Below are 18,744 nucleotides of genomic sequence, written 5' to 3'. Positions count from 1 at the left end.
ACTCAACCGGTCGTCGCGCCCTCCGCAGCGGAGCGCACGAGACGGGAGTACTTGGCAAGGACGCCACGGGTATAGCGCGGGGGAAGCGGCTCCCAGCCAGAGCGGCGGGAGCTCAGCTCGGTCTCATCGACGAGTAGGTCGAGAGTGCGAGCCGCGATATCGACCCGTATCAGATCACCATCGCGCACGAAGGCGATGGGACCTGCGTCCACCGCTTCGGGTGCTATGTGGCCGATGCACAGGCCGGTTGTGCCGCCTGAGAATCGTCCGTCCGTCAAGAGTAGTACATCTTTTCCGAGCCCCGCGCCCTTGATGGCCGCGGTGATGGCGAGCATCTCGCGCATGCCCGGGCCGCCCTTGGGGCCCTCGTAGCGGATCACGACGACATCGCCGGCGTTGATCTCGCCGGCCTCCAGCGCGTCCATGGCGGCGCGCTCGCGCTCGAACACGCGGGCGGGACCCTCGAACACGTCGGCGTCGAAGCCCGCGCTCTTCACGACCGCACCCTCGGGGGCGATCGAGCCGTGGAGGATCGTGATGCCGCCCTTGGCGTGGATCGGGTCGTCGAACGAGTGGATGACCGTGCCGTCCACCGGGTCGGGGTTCAGGTCCGCCAGGTTCTCGGCGAGCGTCTTGCCGGTCACGGTGAGCGCGTCGCCGTGGAGCAGGCCCTCGTCGAGCATGGCCTTCATGATCACGGGGATGCCGCCGTGGCGATCGACGTCGTTCATGACGTACTTGCCGAACGGCTTCATGTCGGCCACGTGCGGCACCTTGTCGCCGATGCGGTTGAAGTCGTGCAGGCTCAGCTCGACGTCGGCCTCGCGCGCGATGGCGAGCAGGTGGAGCACGACGTTGGTCGAGCCGCCGAGCGCCATCGCGAGGGCGATGGCGTTCTCGAACGCCTCCTTCGTCAGGATGTCGCGGGTCGTTATGCCCTGGCGCAGCAGGTTCACGACGGCCTCGCCCGAGCGGTGGGCGAAGTAGTCGCGGCGGCGGTCCGCCGACGGCGGAGCGGCGGAGCCCGGCAGGCTGAGTCCGAGCGCCTCGGCGACCGACGCCATCGTGTTGGCGGTGTACATGCCGCCGCACGCGCCCTCGCCGGGCGCGATCGCGCACTCGATGCGCTTGAGGTCGGCCTCGCTCATCTTGCCGGCCAGGCACGCGCCGACGGCCTCGAACGAGTCGATGATCGTGACGTCCTTCTCGGTGCCGTCCGAGAGCTTGACCCAGCCGGGCGCGATCGAACCGGCGTACAGGAAGACGCTCGACAGGTCGAGCCGGGCGGAGGCCATCAGCATGCCGGGGATCGACTTGTCGCAGCCGGCGAGCAGCACCGAGCCGTCGAGCCGCTCGGCCATGATGACGGTCTCGACGGAGTCGGCGATGACCTCGCGCGAGACGAGCGAGAAGTGCATGCCCTCGTGGCCCATCGAGATGCCGTCCGACACCGAGATCGTGCCGAACTGCAGCGGGTAGCCGCCGCCGGCGTGCACGCCCTCCTTGGCGCCCTGCGCGAGCCGGTCCAGGCTCAGGTTGCAGGGGGTGATCTCGTTCCAGCTGGACGCGATGCCGATCTGGGGCTTGTCCCAGTCCTCGTCGCCCATGCCGACGGCGCGGAGCATTCCGCGGGACGTCGTCGCTTCGATGCCGTCGGTGACGACGCGGCTGCGGGGCTTGATGTCGATGGAGTTATCAGCTGCGGGTGAATCGGGCCGGGCCATTGTTGCAGTCTATTCCCGCTCCGGCACCCGCTCGTCCGGCATGACGCCTCAGCCCAGCGCGCGCGTGCGCTCCCGTGCGAGACGGGCCAGCAGCGCCGCCAGCGCGGCGATGTCGGGCACCCGGACGGCCGCTGCGGACGGCCCGTCGCCGACCCGCACCCCGACGTCGCCGGCCCCGAGGCTCGCGATGGCGTCCTCGTCCGTGACGTCGTCGCCGGCGAACAGCACGGCCGTCGCGCCCACGCGCTCACGCAGCTCCGCGACGGCGGAGTCCTTGCCCTCGTGGCGGAACGCGAACTCGACGATGTTGTGACCGGTGCGCCGACGCCACTGCGGCGCCTCCTCGGCGACGATGGCGTCGACGAGGCGGTTCGCCTCCTCGGCGTCCGCGGCGTCGGCGCGGCGGGTGTGCACGCCGAACCCGAACGTCTTCGGCTCGATCCACACGCCGTCCAGGTGTGCTGTCGCGCGTTCGGCGTGAGCGCGCAGGGCGTCGCGCAGCGCAGCGGCGCCCTGGTCCTCGCCGTGGCTGACGAGTCCCTCCCCGGGGATCCAGAACTCCGCCCCGTGCGACCCCGCCAGCCACACGCCGGCCCCGTCGTCGTGCTCGGCGATGACCCGCAGGTCGACGAGACTGCGCCCTGACACGAAGGCCACCACCGTCTCGGGCGCGGCGAGGAGGGCGTCGATCGCCACCCGTGCGGCGGGCAGCATGCGCGCGTCCATCGGCTCGTCCTCCAGCGGCGAGAGCGTGCCGTCGAAGTCCAGCGCGACCAGGAGGCGGGAGGATGCCGCGAGCCGGGCGATCGCGTCGTCCGCAGCGCTCACGCGCGGCCCCGCTTCTTGGCGCGGCGCGCCTCGTCGAGCGCGTCCAGGAACGACCGCGACCACCGGTCGACGTCGTTCTCGAGCACCTTCTTGCGCAGCGCCCGCATGCGGCGCCCCTGCTCGGCGGCCGGCATCTCGATGGCGCGCATGATCGCCTCTTTCATGCCGCCGATGTCGTGAGGGTTGATGCGGATCGCGCTCGGCAGCTCGTCTGCGGCGCCCGCGAACTCGCTCAGCACGAGGACGCCCCGGTTGTCGGTGCGCGTGGCGACGTACTCCTTCGCGACGAGGTTCATGCCGTCGCGCAGCGCCGTGACGAGCATGACGTCGGCGGCGCGGAAGAGCGCGACCATCTCTTCCCGGGGGTACGCCTGGTGCAGGTAGCGGATCGCGGTGTGCCCCATGGTGTCGTGGTCGCCGTTGATGCGTCCGACGGTGAGCTCGATCTCGTCCCGCAGCTGCATGTACGCGTCGACGCGTTCACGGCTGGGACTGGCGACCTGGACGAGCGTCACGTCCTCGACGTTCAGCCGCCCGTCCTCGAGCAGCTCGCCGAAGGCCTTGAGGCGGTGGCGGATGCCCTTGGTGTAGTCGAGGCGGTCGACGCCCAGGAGGATCTTCTTCGGGTTGCCGAGGCTCTCGCGGATCTCGGCCGCCCGGGCGACGATGTCCGGCCGCTCCGCGAGCTCGATGTACGACGATGTGTCGATCGAGATGGGGAACGCCTTCGCGAGCGCGTTGCGCGTGGTGCCGTCGGCCTGCGGCACCGTGATGCCCGTCGCCTTCGTCTGGTACCGCAGCTGGCGCCTGACGGCACGCGCGAAGTTGCCCGCATCCGCCACCCGCTGGAAGCCGATGACGTCGGCGCCGAGGAGTCCCTCGAGCACCTGGCGGCGCCACGGGAGCTGCGAGTACAGGCCGTATGCCGGGAAGGGGATGTGGTGGAAGTAGCCGATCGTGAGGTCGGGCCGCGCCTCGCGGAGCATCGCGGGCACGAGCTGCAGCTGGTAGTCCTGCACCCAGACGGTGGCCCCCTCCGCCGCGACCGAGGCGGCGGCTTCGGCGAAGCGGCGGTTCACGCGCACGTAGGCGTCCCACCACACGCGGCGGTACCGGGGCGGCGAGATGACGTCGTGGTACAGCGGCCAGAAGGTGTCGTTCGACATGCCTTCGTAGTAGTTCTCGATCTCGTCGGCGCTCAGCGAGACCGGCACCAGGTGCGTGCCCTCGAACTCGAACGGCTCGACCTCGATGTCGGGCTGACCGGGCCAGCCCACCCACGCGCCGTCCGCGCGCCGCATGACGGGTTCCAGCGCGGTGACGAGCCCGCCGGGCGACCGCCGCCACTCCGTGTCACCGTCGGGCTCCATCACCTTGTCGACCGGGAGGCGGTTCGCGACGACGACCAGATCCGCGCGGCGGTCGGCCTCCGACACCTGCTCCGGTGCGGATCCTCGGCTCTGACCTCTCGGCGCGGGCTCTGCCGGCTCGGCGGCTTTCGGCACTGTCACGGGGCTCCTGACGGTTCGTGGACGCGGCACGCTCAGGCTAACAGCGGCGTCCAGGCCCCTGACGTCCCTTGACTGCCGCGCCTCGGCATGTCAAGGGCACCCCGCGGACGGCCCGTGGCGCTAACGTTGCGGCATGCGCAAGTACCTCTTCGGCACCGGCATCATCACGGCGTTCACGGGAGGACTCACGCTGCTTCGCGCACTGCGCGAGAACGAGCCGTTCACGTGGCGCACCGCGCTGGCGTGGGCCAGCTGGGGCATCTCGCTGGCGCTGGCGGTCGGCGCGATCGTCGATGTGCGCCGCGCGTCGCGCGGCCACCTCATCGCGGGCGACTCCCCCGTGCACGGTCGTGAGAAGAAGCTGCTCAAGCGTCGGCTGGAGAGCTGACGCATCGGAGGTACGCCGAGGGGCGGGGCACATGCCCCGCCCCTCGGCGTATGGCTGCGGCCCGGCCTGGGATCAGCGCGTGAGGATCAGCGCGTCGCCCTGACCGCCGCCGCCGCACAGTGCGACGGCCGCGGTGCCGCCGCCGCGGCGGACCAGCTCGTGCACCGCGTGGACGACGAGCCGGTTGCCGGACGCGCCGATCGGGTGCCCGATCGCGATGCCGCCGCCGTGCGGGTTGACCACGTCGTCGGAGAGGCCGAGCTCGCGCTGCGAGCGGGCGACGACCGCACCGAAGGCCTCGTTGATCTCGACCAGATCGAGATCGGCCGGCGAGATGCCCTGCTTGGTGCAAGCCTTCTCGATCGCCCGGGCGGGCTGCGCGTGCAGCGAGTTGTCTGGGCCGGCGACCTGCCCGGACGCGCCGACCACGGCGAGCACCGACCAGCCGTTCGCGTCGGCGTGCGAGCGGGTGGTGAGCACCACCGCCGACGCGCCGTCCGAGATCTGCGACGAATTGCCGGCGGTGATCGAGCCGCCCGACGCGAAGGCGGGGCGCAGGCCGCCGAGGGTCTCGACCGTGGTCCCAGGCCGGATGCCCTCGTCCTTCGTGACGACCACAGGTTCCCCTCGCCGCTGCGGGATCTCGACGGGAACGATCTCGGCGTCGAACACGCCGGCCTCCTGCGCGGCGGCGGCGCGCTGGTGCGAGCGCGCGGCGACGGCATCCTGATCCTCACGCGTCACCTCGAAGCGCTCGTTGTGCCGCTCGGTCGAGGCGCCCATGCTCTCGGCGTCGTACGCGTCGGTGAGACCGTCGTACGCCATGTGGTCGAGCACCTCGACCGAGCCGTACGCCCACCCTTCGCGCGAGCCCATCAGCAGGTGCGGCGCGCGGGTCATCGACTCCATGCCGGCGGCGACGACCACCGTCGCGTCGCCGACGGCCAGCATCCGCGCGCCGTCGATGATGGCCGTGAGACCGGACAGGCACACCTTGTTGACCGAGCCCGAATGCACGTCCCACGGGATGCCGGCTCCCACCGCGGCCTGACGGGCAGGGTTCTGGCCGGCTCCGGCGGCGAGCACCTGACCGACCAGCACGGCGTCGACGGCGTCGGCGGGGATGCCGCCCTGCGACAGCGCACCGCGGATGGCGGCGCTGCCGAGCTGCACCGCGGTGAGCGGCGCGAGCTGACCCTTCAGCCGGCCCTGCGGCGTGCGGGCGGCGGCGACGATGACGATGTCGTCGTGGTTCATGATTCCTCCTTGATGCCTACCAGGAGCGCATCCGCGACCTGCAGTTCGGGTTCGGTGGCCGCGATCACGTCGGCCACGGTGACACCGGGGGCGGTCTCGACCAGCACGAGTCCGGCATCCGTCACGTCGATGACCGCGAGGTCCGTGATGATCCGGTCGACGACGCCGCGCCCCGTGAGGGGCAGCGAGCACTCGTCCACGATCTTGGCCGAGCCGTCCTTGGCGACGTGCTCCATGAGCACGATGACCTTCGCGGCGCCGTGGACGAGGTCCATCGCCCCGCCCGGTCCCTTGACCATCTTGCCGGGGATCATCCAGTTCGCGAGGTCGCCGGTGGCCGAGACCTGCATGGCGCCGAGGATCGCGGCGTCGATCTTGCCGCCGCGGATCATGCCGAAGCTCGTCGCCGAGTCGAAGAACGCCGCGCCGGGGAGCGTCGTCACCGTCTCTTTGCCGGCGTTGATGAGGTCCGGGTCCACGTTCTCGTCCGTCGGATACGGGCCGACGCCGAGGATGCCGTTCTCTGACTGCAGCACGACCGTCACGCCGTCGGGCACGTAGTTGGGCACCAGGGTCGGCAGCCCGATCCCGAGGTTGACGTACGCGCCGTCGGCGAGCTCGCGGGCCGCGCGGGCGGCCATCTCGGTGCGGGTGAGCGGCATGTCAGGCTCCTTCCGTGTTCGCGGGGGCGGCGACGGTGCGTCGCTCGATGCGCTTCTCGATGCCTGTGCCGACCTCGACGATGCGGTGCACGTAGATGCCGGGGAGGTGGATGCCGTCGGGGTCGAGCTCACCCGGCTCCACGAGCTCTTCGACCTGCGCGATGCACACGCGGCCGGCCATCGCTGCCAGCGGGTTGAAGTTGCGGGCGGCCTTGTTGAAGACGAGGTTGCCGTGGCGGTCGCCGCGCAGCGCGTGCACGAGCGCGAAGTCGGTGACGATGGCCTCTTCGAGCACGAAGTCGCGGGCCCTGCCGCCGACGTCGAACGTGCGCACGTCCTTGACGGGCGATGCGACGGCGATGCTGCCGTCCGCGGCGTACTTGCGCGGCAGGCCGCCCTCGGCGACCTGGGTGCCGACGCCGGTCTGCGTGTAGAAGGCGGCGATGCCCGAGCCGCCGGCCCGCAGCTTCTCGGCGAGCGTGCCCTGCGGTGTGAGCTCGAGCTCGAGCTCGCCCGAGAGGAACTGCCGCTCGAACTCCTTGTTCTCGCCCACGTACGACGAGGTCATCTTGCTGATGCGCTTGGCGTTCAGCAGCACGCCGAGTCCCCAGTCGTCGACGCCGCAGTTGTTGCTGACGATGCGCAGGTCGCTCGTGCCCTGTGCGAGCAGCGCCTCGATGAGCGCGATGGGGTTGCCCGAGAGCCCGAACCCTCCCACCGCGAGAGACGCCCCGTCGGGGATGTCGGCGACGGCCTCGGCCGCCGAGCCCCAGGTCTTGTCGATCACGTGCCACTCCTTCGTTGCGGATCCCCCTCATCCTCTTCCGGTCCGGGGGTCGCACGCGAGGCGCCGCTTGCCATGTGGATGGCACATCGCCTACCGTCCATATCGTGGACACGGCGAAGCGCAGCATCCCCGGCGCGCAGTCGGTCGCCCGTGCGGCGCAGCTGCTGCGGCTGGTCACCTCCGCCGGCGACGAGGGGATGCCGGTGGCCGAGCTCGCCCGTCGCGCCGACCTCACCCGGCCCACCACCCACCGGCTGCTCACGGCATTGCGGCATGAGGGCCTCGTCGACCAGGACGAGCGGACGGGGCGGTGGATGCCCGGCCCCGAGCTCTACCTGATGGGCACGGTCGCGGCATCCCGATACGACATCACCGCGATCGCGCGCGACATCGTCCGCTCCCTCGCGGTGCGCACCGAAGAGAGCGCGTTCCTGTCGGTGCGCCGCGGCGACGAGACGGTCTGCCTGCTGCGCGAGGAGGGCAGCTTTCCGATCCGGTCGTTCGTGCTGTCTGAGGGCGTCCGCTTCCCGCTCGGAGTGGCCTCGGCCGGCCTCGCCATCCTGGCGTTCCTGCCGCCCCACGATGTGGACGCGTACTTCGAACGCCACCCTTCCCTCTCCGACGACTGGGGCGTCGCTCACGGCGAGCAGCGGCTGCGCACCCGGCTGCGCGACACGCAGGAGCGCGGCTACGCCGTCAACCCCGGGCTCATCGTCGAAGGGTCGTACGGTCTCGGTGCGGCCGTGTTCACGCGTGAGGGGCACCCGCAGTGGGCGCTGAGCCTGACCGGGGTCCAGTTCCGCTTCGGCCCCGACCGGCTGCCGGAACTGGGTCGCACGCTGCTCGCGCACGCGCACCAGCTGACGACGCGCATCGCGGCGTCGCGCTAGCCGGTGCCGGCCCCCTGGTGATTCGGAGATCCCGCCTGTCTCGGACGATCCGCGTCGGAACGTCCGAGACAGGCGCGATCTCCGAGCGAACCGCGTCCGCTCAGGAAGCGGCCAGCTCCTCGCGCACGACATCGGCCACGACGTCGGCGCCGGCGGGCGACATCACGATCGTGTAGTGGTTGAAGCCGTCGATCCGCTCGTGCCGCACCCCGGGGTACTCCCCCAGCAGCCGCTCGAGGTGATCGGGGGCGTACAGCCCCGGCGGCTCGTCCTGCAGGCCGCGCGGCACCGTGAGCAGTCGAGTGGGATGCCGCAGTGCGGCGAGCGCGTCCGGCAGCGCGCTCCCCGTGTTCATGTCGACGGTGTCGTCGGCCGTCGTGGCGTAGCTCGTGGCGGGGCGGAACGCGCCCTCGCCGTCGGGCACCAGGTCGTAGGCGAGATATCGCTCCAGCTCGGGCGTCCACGCGTCCGCGAAAGCGGGGTGCGAGCGCCAGAAGTCGAGGTAGTCGGCCAGGCCGGTGAACCTCATCGACAGCCGCGCGGCGGTGGGCCCGAGGATGCCCGCGACCAGCTCGTCGGCGCTGAGCCCCGCGGGCACGTCGAGCGGCAGACCGCCGTCGACCAGCACGAGTCGCGAGACCCGTCCGGGATGCCGGTGAGCGAACACGACCGAGACGAACGCGCCCATCGAGTGCCCGACGACAATCGTGCGGTCGATGCCGAGCGCGTCGAGCAGCGCGGCCAGATCAGCGGCGTGCGCGGCCATGCCCGCGGCGCCGTCGATCCCGTTGCTGCGTCCGCGTCCGCGCAGGTCGGGCGCGACGACCCGCACGCCGGGGAGCCGGTCGACGACGAACGGCCACGCCAGGTGCGAGGCGGTGACCCCGTGCACGAGCAGCACGGTCGGCGCATCGGGACCGGCACTTGTGCTGAGCGAGGCACGAGACGAAGCATCCGGATCCCACACGGCGGCGTGCAGCAGGCCGCCGTCGACGGGCACGTCGATCTCGCGATAACCGTGGCTCACCGCGCCGTCCATCCGCCGTCGATCGTGTACGAGGCACCCGTGACCATGCCGGCCTTGTCGGACACCAGCCAGCCGGCGAGCGAGGCGACCTCGTCGGCCTCGACGAGCCGCTTGACGGCGCTCTCGGTGAGCATGATCTGCTCGACCACTTCGCTCTCGGGTATGCCGTGCACCTTCGCCTGGTCGGCGATCTGCTTCTCGACCAGCGGCGTGCGCACGTAGGCGGGGTTGATGCAGTTGCTCGTCACGCCGTGGGCGGCGCCTTCGAGCGCCGTGACCTTCGAGAGCCCTTCGAGCCCGTGCTTGGCCGACACGTAGGCCGACTTGAAGGCGCTCGCGCGCAGGCCGTGCGCGCTGGAGACGTTGACGACACGACCCCAGCCGCGCTCGTACATCGCCGGAAGCGCCGCGCGGATCAGCAGGAACGGCGACTCGAGCATGAGGCGCAGGAGCAGCCGGAACGTGTCGGGGTCGAATTCGGTGATCGGCGACACCCGCTGGATGCCGGCGTTGTTGACCAGGATGTCGACGTCGAGCGTGAGGTCGTCGAGCGCCGTCGTGTCCGACAGGTCGACCACCCAGGGCTCGCCGCCGACGGTGGTGGCGGCATCCGTCGCGGCGTCGGCGTTCAAGTCCGCGATGATGACGTGGGCGCCGCGCGCGGCGAACTCGCGCGCGCACGCGAGACCGATGCCGCTCGCGCCTCCTGTGACCAGGGCGCGCTTGCCGGTCAGATCGTGGTCGATCATCGGTCCTCCTCGGTGTCTGTGCCCGTCACCGGTCGCGGTGCGAGGGCGTTGTCGATGAACCGCGTCATGCCGGCGAACACGCGCGCGTCCAGCTCCGCCGGGGGCCGGCCGTCGGCGTCGCGCTCCCACAGCAGGAACCGCATGCCGATGAGCTCGCCCATGCCCATGAGCGCCCACGCGGTGGTCTCGGGGTCGAGGGCACGGTCGACGTCGCCCGTCGCCTGGGCCGCACGCAGGCCCGCCTCATAGCCCTCCACGATCCGCGTGTAGTGCGTGCGCAGCACGTCGGGCGAGACGAACTCCGCCTCTCGCACCACGCGGTACAGCGCAGGATGCTCGGCCGTGAACCGGAAGAATCCCGCGAAACCCGCCCGCTCGGCCTCGAGCCGGCCGGGCGCGCCGGCCATCGCCTCCGACATCGAGTGGCGCACGCGACGGTTCAGGTCGAGCACGAGCGCCTCGAAGATCGTCTGCTTGCTGTCGAAGTACAGGTAGAACGTCCCGAGCCCGATGCCCGCTCGTTCGGTGATCTTGACGATGGATGCCTCGTGGTAGCCCTGTTCGGCGAACACCAGCTCCGCCGCCTCGAGCAGCCTGTGGCGGGTCGCCTCGCCCCGCTTGGTGAGCGGCCGCCCGGTCGCGGACGACACGAGCCCCTCGTGGTGGTCGACGAGTTCGTCGGACGTGCTCATCAGGATTCCCCCCTGCTCGGCGAACGGGTCTCGGCCTGTTCGCGTGGGTCGGAGTGGGCGCGCAGCGCCCGCGCCCGTTCGCCCAGCCGTGAGCGCGCGAGCTTCTCGATCGTCGAGCGCGGCAGCTCGTCGACGAACTCGACGTGCACCGGGATCTTGAACGCCGCGAGGTTCCGTCGGGCGTGCGCGAGGAGCTCATCGGCCGACAGGGCGGCACCGGGGCTGCGCACGACGAAGGCGATCCCGCGCTCGCCCCACACCTCGTCGGGCACGCCCACCACGGCGGCCGCCTCGACGAGCGGGTGCAGGCACAGCGCGTATTCGACCTCGGCGGGCGCGACGTTCTCGCCGCCCGAGATGTAGATGTCCTTGAGCCGGTCGACGATCCGATACACGCCGCCGGCGTCGCGCGAGACCAGGTCGCCGGTGCGCAGCCACCCGTCGCTCAGCGCGCGCGACGTCGCGGCCTCATCACCGAGGAATCCGGCGAACACGCTGGGCCCGCGCACCCACAGCTCACCGGTCGCCGGCCCGTCCAGCGGCAGGCCGGTCCCCGGGTCGACGACGCGCACCGACACGTGCGGGTACGGGCGGCCGACGGCGCCCGGTGCGTCTGCGGCCTCGGCGGCGGGCAGGTGAAGCACGTTGGGTCCCGCCTCGGTCAGGCCGTATCCCTGCGTGAGCGGCACGCCCCTCTCGGTCCACGCCCGCTGCAGCTCGACGGGCATCGTGGCGCCCCCCACCAAGGCCAGACGCAGCGACGAGGTGTCGGCCGCCGTCGTGTCACCGTCGGCGGCGAGCATGGCGTACTGCGTGGGCACGCCCATCATGGCGGTGACGTGCCGGTCGGCGATGAGCTGCAGGATGCGGGCGGGCTGGAACGACCGCTCCAGCACGACCGTCGCACCGGTCCACCACGCCAGCAGCGGCTGGCAGTTCCACGCCGCGACGTGGAACTGCGGAAGCATCGCCAGCACCACGTCGTCCTGCGTGAGGGGCAGCGCCTGCGCGAGGGCGAGGTTGTTCCAGAAGCAGTTCGCGTGCGTGAGCACGACTCCCTTGGGCGCCGCCTCACTCCCCGACGTGAAGATGATGAGCAGCGGATCGTCGTCGCGGACGGGCCGCCAGGTGCCCGGACGCGGCGCCCGGGGCACGGCCGTCTCGACCCCGGTCGTCCCGAGCACCGCGGCCCGCGGCATCCGGTCGCTCCGGCGCAGCGCCTCGCCCGCGAGAGCCTCGTACTCGTCCTCGACGAGCACGAGCGACGGGTCCGAGCGCGTCAGCACGTCCGAGAGCTCGCGCGGCGTCAGCCGCCACGAGAGCGGCACGAACGCGATGCCGGCGATGGCGCAGGCGAAGAACGCGACGACGTGGTCGGTCGAGTTGCCCGACACCGTCGCGACCCGGTCGCCGGGCCCGTATCCGGCGTCGCGCAGCCCGTCGGCGAGCGCGAGGGATCGTGCCGCGAGCGTGGCGTAGTCGGTCGTGACACCGCGGTCGTCGATCGCGACGCGCTCGGGCGAGCGCGCGGCGCTGTCCACCAGCCACCGGCCGATCGTGTGCGGCCCGTCGTCGATCTCGGCGTCGGAGGTCCAGCTCATGCCCGCACCTCCGCGGGGATCTCAGCCGCGTCGTCCGCGTCGTCCAGCTGCCGCAGAGCGCCTCGCGCCCGCTCGCCGCGCCGCCGTCGCACCGCCGCGTCGATCGTGCCGGCGATGCCGCCCGGGAGGAACATCACCACGACGATGAACAGCACGCCGAGGAGGAACAGCGGCTCCGACAGCGGGACGCGCAGCCAGTCCGGAAGACCTGCGATCGCGTCAGATCCCGCGAGCACGGTGAGTCGCTGGTCGAGGAGCGTGTACAGCACACCACCGACGATGGCACCCCAGCGGAACCCCACACCACCCAGCACCACCATGACCAGCACCGTGATCGTGAGGTCCGCCGACACCGAGCGCGGCACGGTGCCCGACTGCAGCAGCATGTAGGCGACGCCGGCGAGACTCGCGAGTCCCGCCGCGATGACGAACACGATGAGCTTCACGCGGTACGGCGAGAGGCCCAGCACACGCACGCGCTGCTCGTTCTCTCGCGTCGCCCGGGCGAGGTGGCCGAGACGGGAGGTGTCGACCCAGAGCGTCACGAGATAGACCACCACGAGCACGGCGAGGGTGAACCAGTACAGGTTGCGCGTGTTGACGACGCCGATGAGGAAGTCGGGCACCTGCTCGGTGTTCAGGCTCAACCCCTCTTCGCCGCCGGTCACCTGCGAGTTGCGGCGCACCAGCACCGACCCGGCCTGCGCGAACGCGAGGGTCACCATCGCGAACGGGATGCCCGACACCCGCATCGACACGGCCCCGGTCACCAGAGCGATGACCATCCCGCCGATGAGGGCGATGAACACGCCCGGCCACAGCGGCACGCCGAAGTGCTCGAGCGCGATGCCGAGCCCGTACGCGCCCGCCCCGAAGTACAGGGCATGGCCGAACGACAGCATCCCTCCCGATCCGAGCAGCAGGTTGTACGACAGCGCCAGCGCGGCGAACACCATGCACAGCGACAGCAGGGCGAGCGTGCCCGGCATGTACGTGGGAGTGGGGAGGATGCCGGGCAGCGACAGGTTCAGCAGCGGCAGCACCGCCATGAACACGACGAGCGCGGCGCCCACGACAGCGGGGACGTAACGGCGCATCATGCCCTCCTTCCGAGGAGTCCGGTCGGCCGCACCAGCAGCACGAGGGCCAGCAGGATCACGACGATGAAGTCGCCGGTGCCGCCGAGGTAGAAGTTCGCGAACTGCTGCAGCACGGCCACGAGGACGGACGCCACCGCAGCGCCGGTCAGCGAGCCGAGGCCGCCCACGACAGTCACGATGAACGCGAAGATGAGCAGCGTCTGGCCGAGATGCGCCGACACGAACGTCGAGTAGTGCATGGCGAGCACTCCCCCGATGCCCGCCGCCGCGCCACCGATCGCGAAGACCAGCGTGAACGACCGCCGCACATCGATTCCGAGCGCCGTCACCATCGAGCGGTTCTCGACGCCGGCGCGGATGATCATGCCGTAGCGGGTCTTCTGCAGGAACAGCACCAGCGCGGTCAGCACGAGCACCGCGGCGATCATGAGGACCCAGTACGTGTTCGGGATGCGGGCACCCAGCACCTCGGTCGTCTGCGTGAGCCACGACGGCCCCGAGATGTGCACCGGGTCCGTTCCCCAGATCCCTTCGAACAGCGCCACCGCGGCGAACGAGAGGCCGACGGTGACGAGCACCTGCTCGATGTGCCGCTCGTACAGCGGGCGGATGAGCACGAGCTCGGTGAGCGTCGCGAACACGGCGCCCACGGCCGCGCCCACCAGGATCGAGAGCAGGAACGACCCCCACGAGTCGGTGCCGAGCGCCTGTGCGACCATCCACCCGATGAACGCGCTGAGGGTGAGGAATGCGCCGTGCGCGAAGTTCAGCACGTGCATGAGGCCGTAGATGAGGCTCAGCCCGCTCGCGACAAGGAAGTAGAGGGCACCCAGGCCGACGCCGGTGATGAGGGTGAGGACGAGGGTGCTCATTGGGCATGCTCCACGTGGACGCCCAGCAGGCGACGGGTGAGGTCTTCGTCGTCGAGGATCTCGCGCGCCTTGCCGACGTGCGCGACCCGGCCGCCGGCGATCACGACGGCGTCGTCGGCGAGGCGCCGCACGACCTCGAGGTTCTGCTCGACGAGGAGGATGGGGACGGTCTTGGACGCCTCTTCGAGCGCGTCGGCGACCTCGGTGACGATCTTCGGCGCGAGGCCCTTCGTGGGCTCGTCGACGAGCAGCAGCCGGTTGTCGTTGAGCAGGGCGCGGGCGACCGACACCATCTGCTGCTGACCCCCTGACAGCGTGCCCGCGGCCTGATCGCGTCGTGCGACGAGGTCGGGGAACAGCTCGGCCACGAACTCGCGCCGCGGCGTGCGCTGCCGTTCGGCCAGCGCCAGGTTCTCGGCGACGGTGAGCTTCGAGAAGACCTCACGATCCTCGGGCACGTAGCCGACCCCCCGTCGCACGATGCGGTGCGTGGGCAGGCCGTCGATGCGCTCGCCGGCGAGGCGCACCTCGCCACGGCGTGAGATGAGACCGAGGATGCCGCGGAGGGTCGACGTCTTGCCGACGCCGTTGCGCCCGAGCACCGCGGTGATGCCGGTCGCGGGCACGTCGAACGAGACGTCCTCGACGACCTGCTGGCCGGCGATCGTGCAGCGCAGGCCGCGGACGGTCAGGATGGGCTCCCCGCTCATGCCGCCTCCGTCCCGGCCGATCCGGCGCCGAGGTACGCGCTCTGCACGAGCGGGTTCTCCATGATCCGCTGCGGGGTGTCGTACGCGATGATCGTGCCGAAGTACATCACCGCCACCTTCTCGACGAGCCCCATGAGCACGTCGATGTGGTGCTCGACCATGAGCAGCGTGCACCCCTTCTCGCGCTGCATGTCGCGGATGTTCTCGACGAGGCCGGGAACGTCGCCCGACGCGACGCCGGCCATGGGCTCGTCCAGCAGCACGATGCTCGCCTCGGTGGCCAGCAGCACGGCGATCTCGAGCTTGCGCTTGTCGCCGTGCGAGATGTCGCCCGCGAGCGCGTCGCGCATGTGACCGAGCCCGACCGCGTCGAGCTTCGCGACAGCGAGCTCGGTGGCGGCATCCGTCCGCTTCGGGAAGTGCAGCAGCGAGCCGGAGCCGCCGAGCGACACCTGTGCCGCGAGGCGCACGTTCTCGAGCACCGACAGCTTCGGGAAGATGCTCGAGGTCTGGAAGGTGCGCCCCAGTCCCGCCCGCGCCCGCGCGGGCACCGACGCCGCCGTGATGTCTCGGTCGTCCAGCAGGACGCGGCCGGCCGTGGGCTTCATGAGCCCCGAGATCACGTTGAAGAGCGTGGTCTTTCCGGCGCCGTTGGGACCGATGACGCCCACGAGGGAGCCGGCGGCGACGTCGAGTTCGACGTCCTTGAGGATCGTCGCGCCGCCGATCTGCAGGCCGAGGCCCTCGATCTTCAGCGGGGAGCCGCGGCGCGCGGCCTCCGCAGCGGGCGCGGACGGGACGGGGGTGCTCATCGTTCTCCTGCCGCTCCGGACTACTTCGTCGCCTCGGCGGGCGCGACGTCGTCGGCCGCCACCGTGTCGACCAGTTCGGGGACGAACGTGCCGTCCTTGGCGACGAGCTTCGCCTGGTACATCTCCTGGATGAGGGCGTGGTCGCTCGCGCGGACCGTCATCGTGCCCTTCGGACCCTCGAACTCGAAGCCCTCGAGCGAGGACACCATCGCGTCCACGTCGCCCTTGCCCTCTTCGATCGCGTGGACGATCATGATGGCCGCGTTGAAGCCGTCGGGGCTGAACAGGTCGGGAGTGCCCCCCGCGTCCTCGATCGCCTTCACCATCGCGGCGTTGACGTCGTTGTCGGGAGCGCCCGGGAAGTAGTGGTTGAGGAAGCTGATCTTCTCGGCTGCCTCGCCGTAGGCGCCGAACGTCGCGGAGTCGCCGAGGCCGGTGACGACGGGGATCTCGTCCATCACGCCCTGCTGGCTCATCGCCTGCCACATGGCGCCCGAGGTGGCGCCCGCCCAGGCGACGAACACGAGGTCGGGAGCGCCCGCCAGCACCTGCTGCGCGAACGGCGTGAACTCGGTGGCATCCTCGGCGACGAGCACCGATTCGACCGTCGCGCCCTTGCCGCCGAGGATCGCCTGGACGGCGGCGACGTTGCCCTGGCCGAACGCGTTGTCCTGCGCGAAGACGGTGACCTTCTTGCCCTCGATGTCGTCGAGGAAGGTTCCGGCCGTCGCGACGTCCTGGGCGCTCTGGCGGCCCGAGCGGAACGTGTAGTCGTTGATGCCGGTGATCGCGTCGGCGGCGGCCGGACCCGAGATGTAGAGCACCTTGTTCTGAGCCGCCTGCTCCGCGACGGCCAGCGCGACGCCCGACGACGCCGTCCCGGCGATGATGTTGACGCCCTCGCCGATGAGCTCCTTGACGGCCGTGACCGCCTTGTCGGGGTCGCCCGCGTCGTCGCGGTACTCGACCGTGATCTTCGTGTCGCCGATCTCGCCGGTGCCGTCGGTGGCGTAGTCGAGCCCGGCCTTGAAGGCATCGAGGTACTGCTTGCCGTAGCCGGCCAGCGGACCGGACTCGCTCGTGACGATGCCGACGGTGACCTCGGACGGACCGCCGTCTGTGGATTCGCCGGACGGCGACTCGGCGGTCGGTGCGCAGGCCACCATGGCGAGCGCTGCCGTGACGACCACGGAGCCCAGGAGCAACTTCTTCGTAACCCGCATGTGCGTGCCTTTCCCCATCGGAAGGATCTGGTGCATCGAACTCAACATGAAATCCGATTCAGGTATTTGCAATCTAGAAAGAACGGCGCACACGGTCAAGTCGGAGCGGGCGGCGTTACCGAATCGCGATACGGCAGGGCGCGGCATCCGGGTTTTTCATACCGTGGGTATATATCGCTGGTATGCTTGGTCGACGTGACACACGGTCAGGACATCGAGACCCTCTTCGTCGCCGCCCACACGCTCTCGCGGCTGGCGGCGCTCGAGACAGCGAACGAAACCCCTTCCGCCCAGTGGCGAACGCTGACGATCCTGCGCGACCACGGTCCGCTGCGCGTCGGCGAGCTCGCCCGGCTGAGCCGCGTGACGCAGCCCGGCATGACCCGGCTGACCGGCCAGATGGTCGAGCAGGGACTGCTGACGCGTGCGACGGATGCCGCCGACTCGCGCGCCACCGTCCTGGCGGTGACCCCGCTCGGCCTGGAGGCGCTCCAGACCTGGCTGCTGCACCTGACGTCGGCGCTCGCCCCGCACTTCGCGGACCTCACCGAGCAGGAATGGGACGCCCTGCGCACCACGGCCCAGGTGCTGACGCGGAACCTCGCCCGCGCCACCGCCAGCGCGGAGGTCGCCCGATGAGCGCGCACGGCTCCGCAAAGGTCTCGGTCTGGCGTCAGCCCGCACAGGTGTGGGCTGTCGCGTTCGCCTGTGTCGTCGCCTTCATGGGCATCGGCCTGGTCGACCCGATCCTGCCGGCGATCGCCGAGTCGCTCGAGGCGACGCCGGTGCAGACCGAGCTGCTGTTCACGAGCTACCTGCTCGTCACCGGCCTCGCGATGCTCATCACGAGCTGGATCTCCAGCCGCATCGGCGCGAAGGCGACGCTGCTCATCGGCCTCGCGCTCATCGTGGTCTTCGCTCTCGCCTGCTCGCTCTCGGGCAGCGTGGACGCCATCATCGGCTTCCGCGCGGGCTGGGGCCTCGGCAACGCCCTGTTCATCTCGACAGCTCTCGCGACCATCGTGGGCGCCGCCTCGGGCGGCAGCAGCGCGGCGATCGTCCTGTACGAAGCCGCGCTCGGTCTCGGCATCGCCATCGGCCCCCTGCTGGGCGGTCTGCTCGGCGAGGTGAGCTGGCGCGGCCCGTTCTTCGGTGTCGTCGCGCTCATGGCGATCGCGTTCGTGGCCGTGCTGGCGCTCCTGCGCGGGCCGGGCGAGAAGCCCGTCCCCGTCCCGCTGTCGGCCCCGTTCAAGGCCCTGCGCATCCCGGCACTCGCGGTGCTGGCGGTCACGGCGCTGTTCTACAACATCGGCTTCTTCGTGCTGCTGGCCTTCTCTCCGTTCCCCCTCGGGTTCGGGGCGATGGGCATCGGCTTCACCTTCTTCGGGTGGGGCGTGGCCCTCGCCATCACGAGCGTGTGGGTCGCGCCGCTGCTGCTGCGCTTCCTGGCCCGAACGACCGTCATGCTGCTGACGCTGCCGCTGCTCGCGATCGACCTCGTCGTCGCCGGGATCCTCGTCGAGAACGCGACGGCTCTCGTGGTGTGCATCATCGTCGGCGGCCTGCTGCTCGGCATCATGAACACCGTGCTGACGGAGTCGGTCATGGAGGCGACGGACCTGCCGCGCTCGGTCGCGTCGTCGGCCTACTCGGCCGTGCGGTTCCTCGGCGGCGCTGCGGCCCCGCCCCTGGCCGCCTGGCTGTGGCACGCGTACGGTGCGACCGTCCCGTACGTGTTCGCCGCGGCATCCGTCCTCATCGCGACGGCGACGATCGCCATCGGACGCCGCGCGCTCGCGCGCATCGACGAGCGCGAAGCGGATGCCGCCGACGAGGCAGCCGCCGTGCTCGTCGGCGACGCCGCCTGAGCCGCGCCCAGCGCCCCGGTCCTGTTCGCAGGGCCGGGGCGCT

At 70.9% G+C, this 18,744-nt stretch carries 19 protein-coding genes; 4 read left to right on the top strand and 15 right to left on the bottom strand.

Translation table 11 applies throughout. The features are described 5' to 3' along the window. Positions 1-2: 2 nt before the first annotated feature. Genes ilvD through FB391_RS09870 form a run of 3 tightly spaced genes read right to left on the bottom strand, consistent with a single transcriptional unit; the run spans position 3 to position 3,922 of the window. Positions 3-1,724, bottom strand: a complete 1,722-nt coding sequence (gene ilvD, locus FB391_RS09880; RefSeq protein WP_141894240.1) for a dihydroxy-acid dehydratase — start codon at positions 1,722-1,724, stop codon at positions 3-5. A 48-nt stretch (positions 1,725-1,772) separates the two neighbouring features. After that, positions 1,773-2,552: a trehalose-phosphatase gene (otsB, locus tag FB391_RS09875; RefSeq protein ID WP_141894239.1), complete on the bottom strand. Its 780-nt coding sequence runs from the start codon at positions 2,550-2,552 to the stop codon at positions 1,773-1,775. Further along, a complete protein-coding gene (locus FB391_RS09870; protein WP_246093486.1) occupies positions 2,549-3,922 on the bottom strand; it encodes an alpha,alpha-trehalose-phosphate synthase (UDP-forming) in 1,374 nt (457 codons plus the stop codon). The genes otsB and FB391_RS09870 overlap by 4 nt, the downstream gene beginning before the upstream one ends. 274 nt (positions 3,923-4,196) lie before the next feature. On the opposite strand from FB391_RS09870, the gene FB391_RS09865 reads away from it, so the two are divergent. Beyond that, complete coding sequence (locus tag FB391_RS09865) at positions 4,197-4,451, top strand: hypothetical protein (protein WP_141894238.1); 255 nt, start codon at positions 4,197-4,199, stop codon at positions 4,449-4,451. Between the two features lie 72 nt (positions 4,452-4,523). Here FB391_RS09865 and FB391_RS09860 read toward each other — a convergent pair whose 3' ends face one another. Genes FB391_RS09860 through FB391_RS09850 form a run of 3 tightly spaced genes read right to left on the bottom strand, consistent with a single transcriptional unit; the run spans position 4,524 to position 7,157 of the window. Continuing rightward, positions 4,524-5,708 (bottom strand): acetyl-CoA C-acetyltransferase, encoded by a 1,185-nt coding sequence (locus tag FB391_RS09860; RefSeq protein WP_141894237.1) that lies wholly within the window; start codon positions 5,706-5,708, stop codon positions 4,524-4,526. Next, positions 5,705-6,370 carry a CoA transferase subunit B gene (locus FB391_RS09855; protein ID WP_185843026.1) on the bottom strand — a complete coding sequence of 222 codons (666 nt, stop codon included), beginning with the start codon at positions 6,368-6,370 and terminating at the stop codon, positions 5,705-5,707. Before FB391_RS09855 ends, FB391_RS09860 begins: the two co-directional genes overlap by 4 nt. A gap of 1 nt (position 6,371) precedes the next feature. Continuing rightward, entirely contained in the window at positions 6,372-7,157 is a 786-nt protein-coding gene (locus FB391_RS09850) for a CoA transferase subunit A (protein ID WP_141894236.1), read from the bottom strand. A 104-nt stretch (positions 7,158-7,261) separates the two neighbouring features. On the opposite strand from FB391_RS09850, the gene FB391_RS09845 reads away from it, so the two are divergent. Next, complete coding sequence (locus FB391_RS09845; RefSeq protein WP_141894235.1) at positions 7,262-8,047, top strand: IclR family transcriptional regulator; 786 nt, start codon at positions 7,262-7,264, stop codon at positions 8,045-8,047. Between the two features lie 100 nt (positions 8,048-8,147). Here the strand turns inward: FB391_RS09845 and FB391_RS09840 are convergent, their stop codons facing one another. The 9 genes from FB391_RS09840 to FB391_RS09800 are packed head-to-tail and all read right to left on the bottom strand — an operon-like array spanning position 8,148 to position 16,833. Beyond that, the gene (locus tag FB391_RS09840; protein ID WP_246093446.1) at positions 8,148-9,074 is read right to left on the bottom strand and encodes an alpha/beta fold hydrolase; all 927 of its coding nucleotides are present in this window, start codon (positions 9,072-9,074) and stop codon (positions 8,148-8,150) included. After that, a complete protein-coding gene (locus FB391_RS09835; RefSeq protein ID WP_141894233.1) occupies positions 9,071-9,823 on the bottom strand; it encodes a 3-hydroxybutyrate dehydrogenase in 753 nt (250 codons plus the stop codon). The genes FB391_RS09840 and FB391_RS09835 overlap by 4 nt, the downstream gene beginning before the upstream one ends. Further along, positions 9,820-10,515, bottom strand: a complete 696-nt coding sequence (locus FB391_RS09830) for a TetR/AcrR family transcriptional regulator (RefSeq protein WP_141894232.1) — start codon at positions 10,513-10,515, stop codon at positions 9,820-9,822. The genes FB391_RS09835 and FB391_RS09830 overlap by 4 nt, the downstream gene beginning before the upstream one ends. Further along, positions 10,515-12,116, bottom strand: a complete 1,602-nt coding sequence (locus FB391_RS09825; RefSeq protein WP_141894231.1) for a class I adenylate-forming enzyme family protein — start codon at positions 12,114-12,116, stop codon at positions 10,515-10,517. The genes FB391_RS09830 and FB391_RS09825 overlap by 1 nt, the downstream gene beginning before the upstream one ends. Further along, positions 12,113-13,216, bottom strand: a complete 1,104-nt coding sequence (locus tag FB391_RS09820) for a branched-chain amino acid ABC transporter permease (protein ID WP_141894230.1) — start codon at positions 13,214-13,216, stop codon at positions 12,113-12,115. Before FB391_RS09820 ends, FB391_RS09825 begins: the two co-directional genes overlap by 4 nt. Next, the gene (locus tag FB391_RS09815) at positions 13,213-14,088 is read right to left on the bottom strand and encodes a branched-chain amino acid ABC transporter permease (RefSeq protein ID WP_141894229.1); all 876 of its coding nucleotides are present in this window, start codon (positions 14,086-14,088) and stop codon (positions 13,213-13,215) included. The genes FB391_RS09820 and FB391_RS09815 overlap by 4 nt, the downstream gene beginning before the upstream one ends. Next, the gene (locus tag FB391_RS09810; protein WP_141894228.1) at positions 14,085-14,798 is read right to left on the bottom strand and encodes an ABC transporter ATP-binding protein; all 714 of its coding nucleotides are present in this window, start codon (positions 14,796-14,798) and stop codon (positions 14,085-14,087) included. Before FB391_RS09810 ends, FB391_RS09815 begins: the two co-directional genes overlap by 4 nt. Further along, a complete protein-coding gene (locus FB391_RS09805; RefSeq protein WP_141894227.1) occupies positions 14,795-15,610 on the bottom strand; it encodes an ABC transporter ATP-binding protein in 816 nt (271 codons plus the stop codon). Before FB391_RS09805 ends, FB391_RS09810 begins: the two co-directional genes overlap by 4 nt. A gap of 20 nt (positions 15,611-15,630) precedes the next feature. Beyond that, entirely contained in the window at positions 15,631-16,833 is a 1,203-nt protein-coding gene (locus FB391_RS09800) for a substrate-binding domain-containing protein (RefSeq protein WP_141894226.1), read from the bottom strand. Positions 16,834-17,028: 195 nt separating this feature from the next. On the opposite strand from FB391_RS09800, the gene FB391_RS09795 reads away from it, so the two are divergent. Both FB391_RS09795 and FB391_RS09790 read left to right on the top strand, forming a co-directional pair. Further along, positions 17,029-17,472, top strand: coding sequence for a MarR family winged helix-turn-helix transcriptional regulator (locus FB391_RS09795; protein WP_141894225.1), 444 nt, complete (start codon positions 17,029-17,031; stop codon positions 17,470-17,472). Continuing rightward, positions 17,469-18,701 carry an MFS transporter gene (locus tag FB391_RS09790; RefSeq protein ID WP_141894224.1) on the top strand — a complete coding sequence of 411 codons (1,233 nt, stop codon included), beginning with the start codon at positions 17,469-17,471 and terminating at the stop codon, positions 18,699-18,701. The genes FB391_RS09795 and FB391_RS09790 overlap by 4 nt, the downstream gene beginning before the upstream one ends. The last annotated feature ends 43 nt before the right edge of the window (positions 18,702-18,744 follow it).

The sequence above is a fragment of the Microbacterium kyungheense genome, from assembly GCF_006783905.1.
Classification (GTDB): Bacteria; Actinomycetota; Actinomycetes; order Actinomycetales; family Microbacteriaceae; genus Microbacterium; species Microbacterium kyungheense.
Note: the sequence above shows the minus strand (reverse complement) of the source record. Positions and strands in the feature narration are given on the sequence as shown.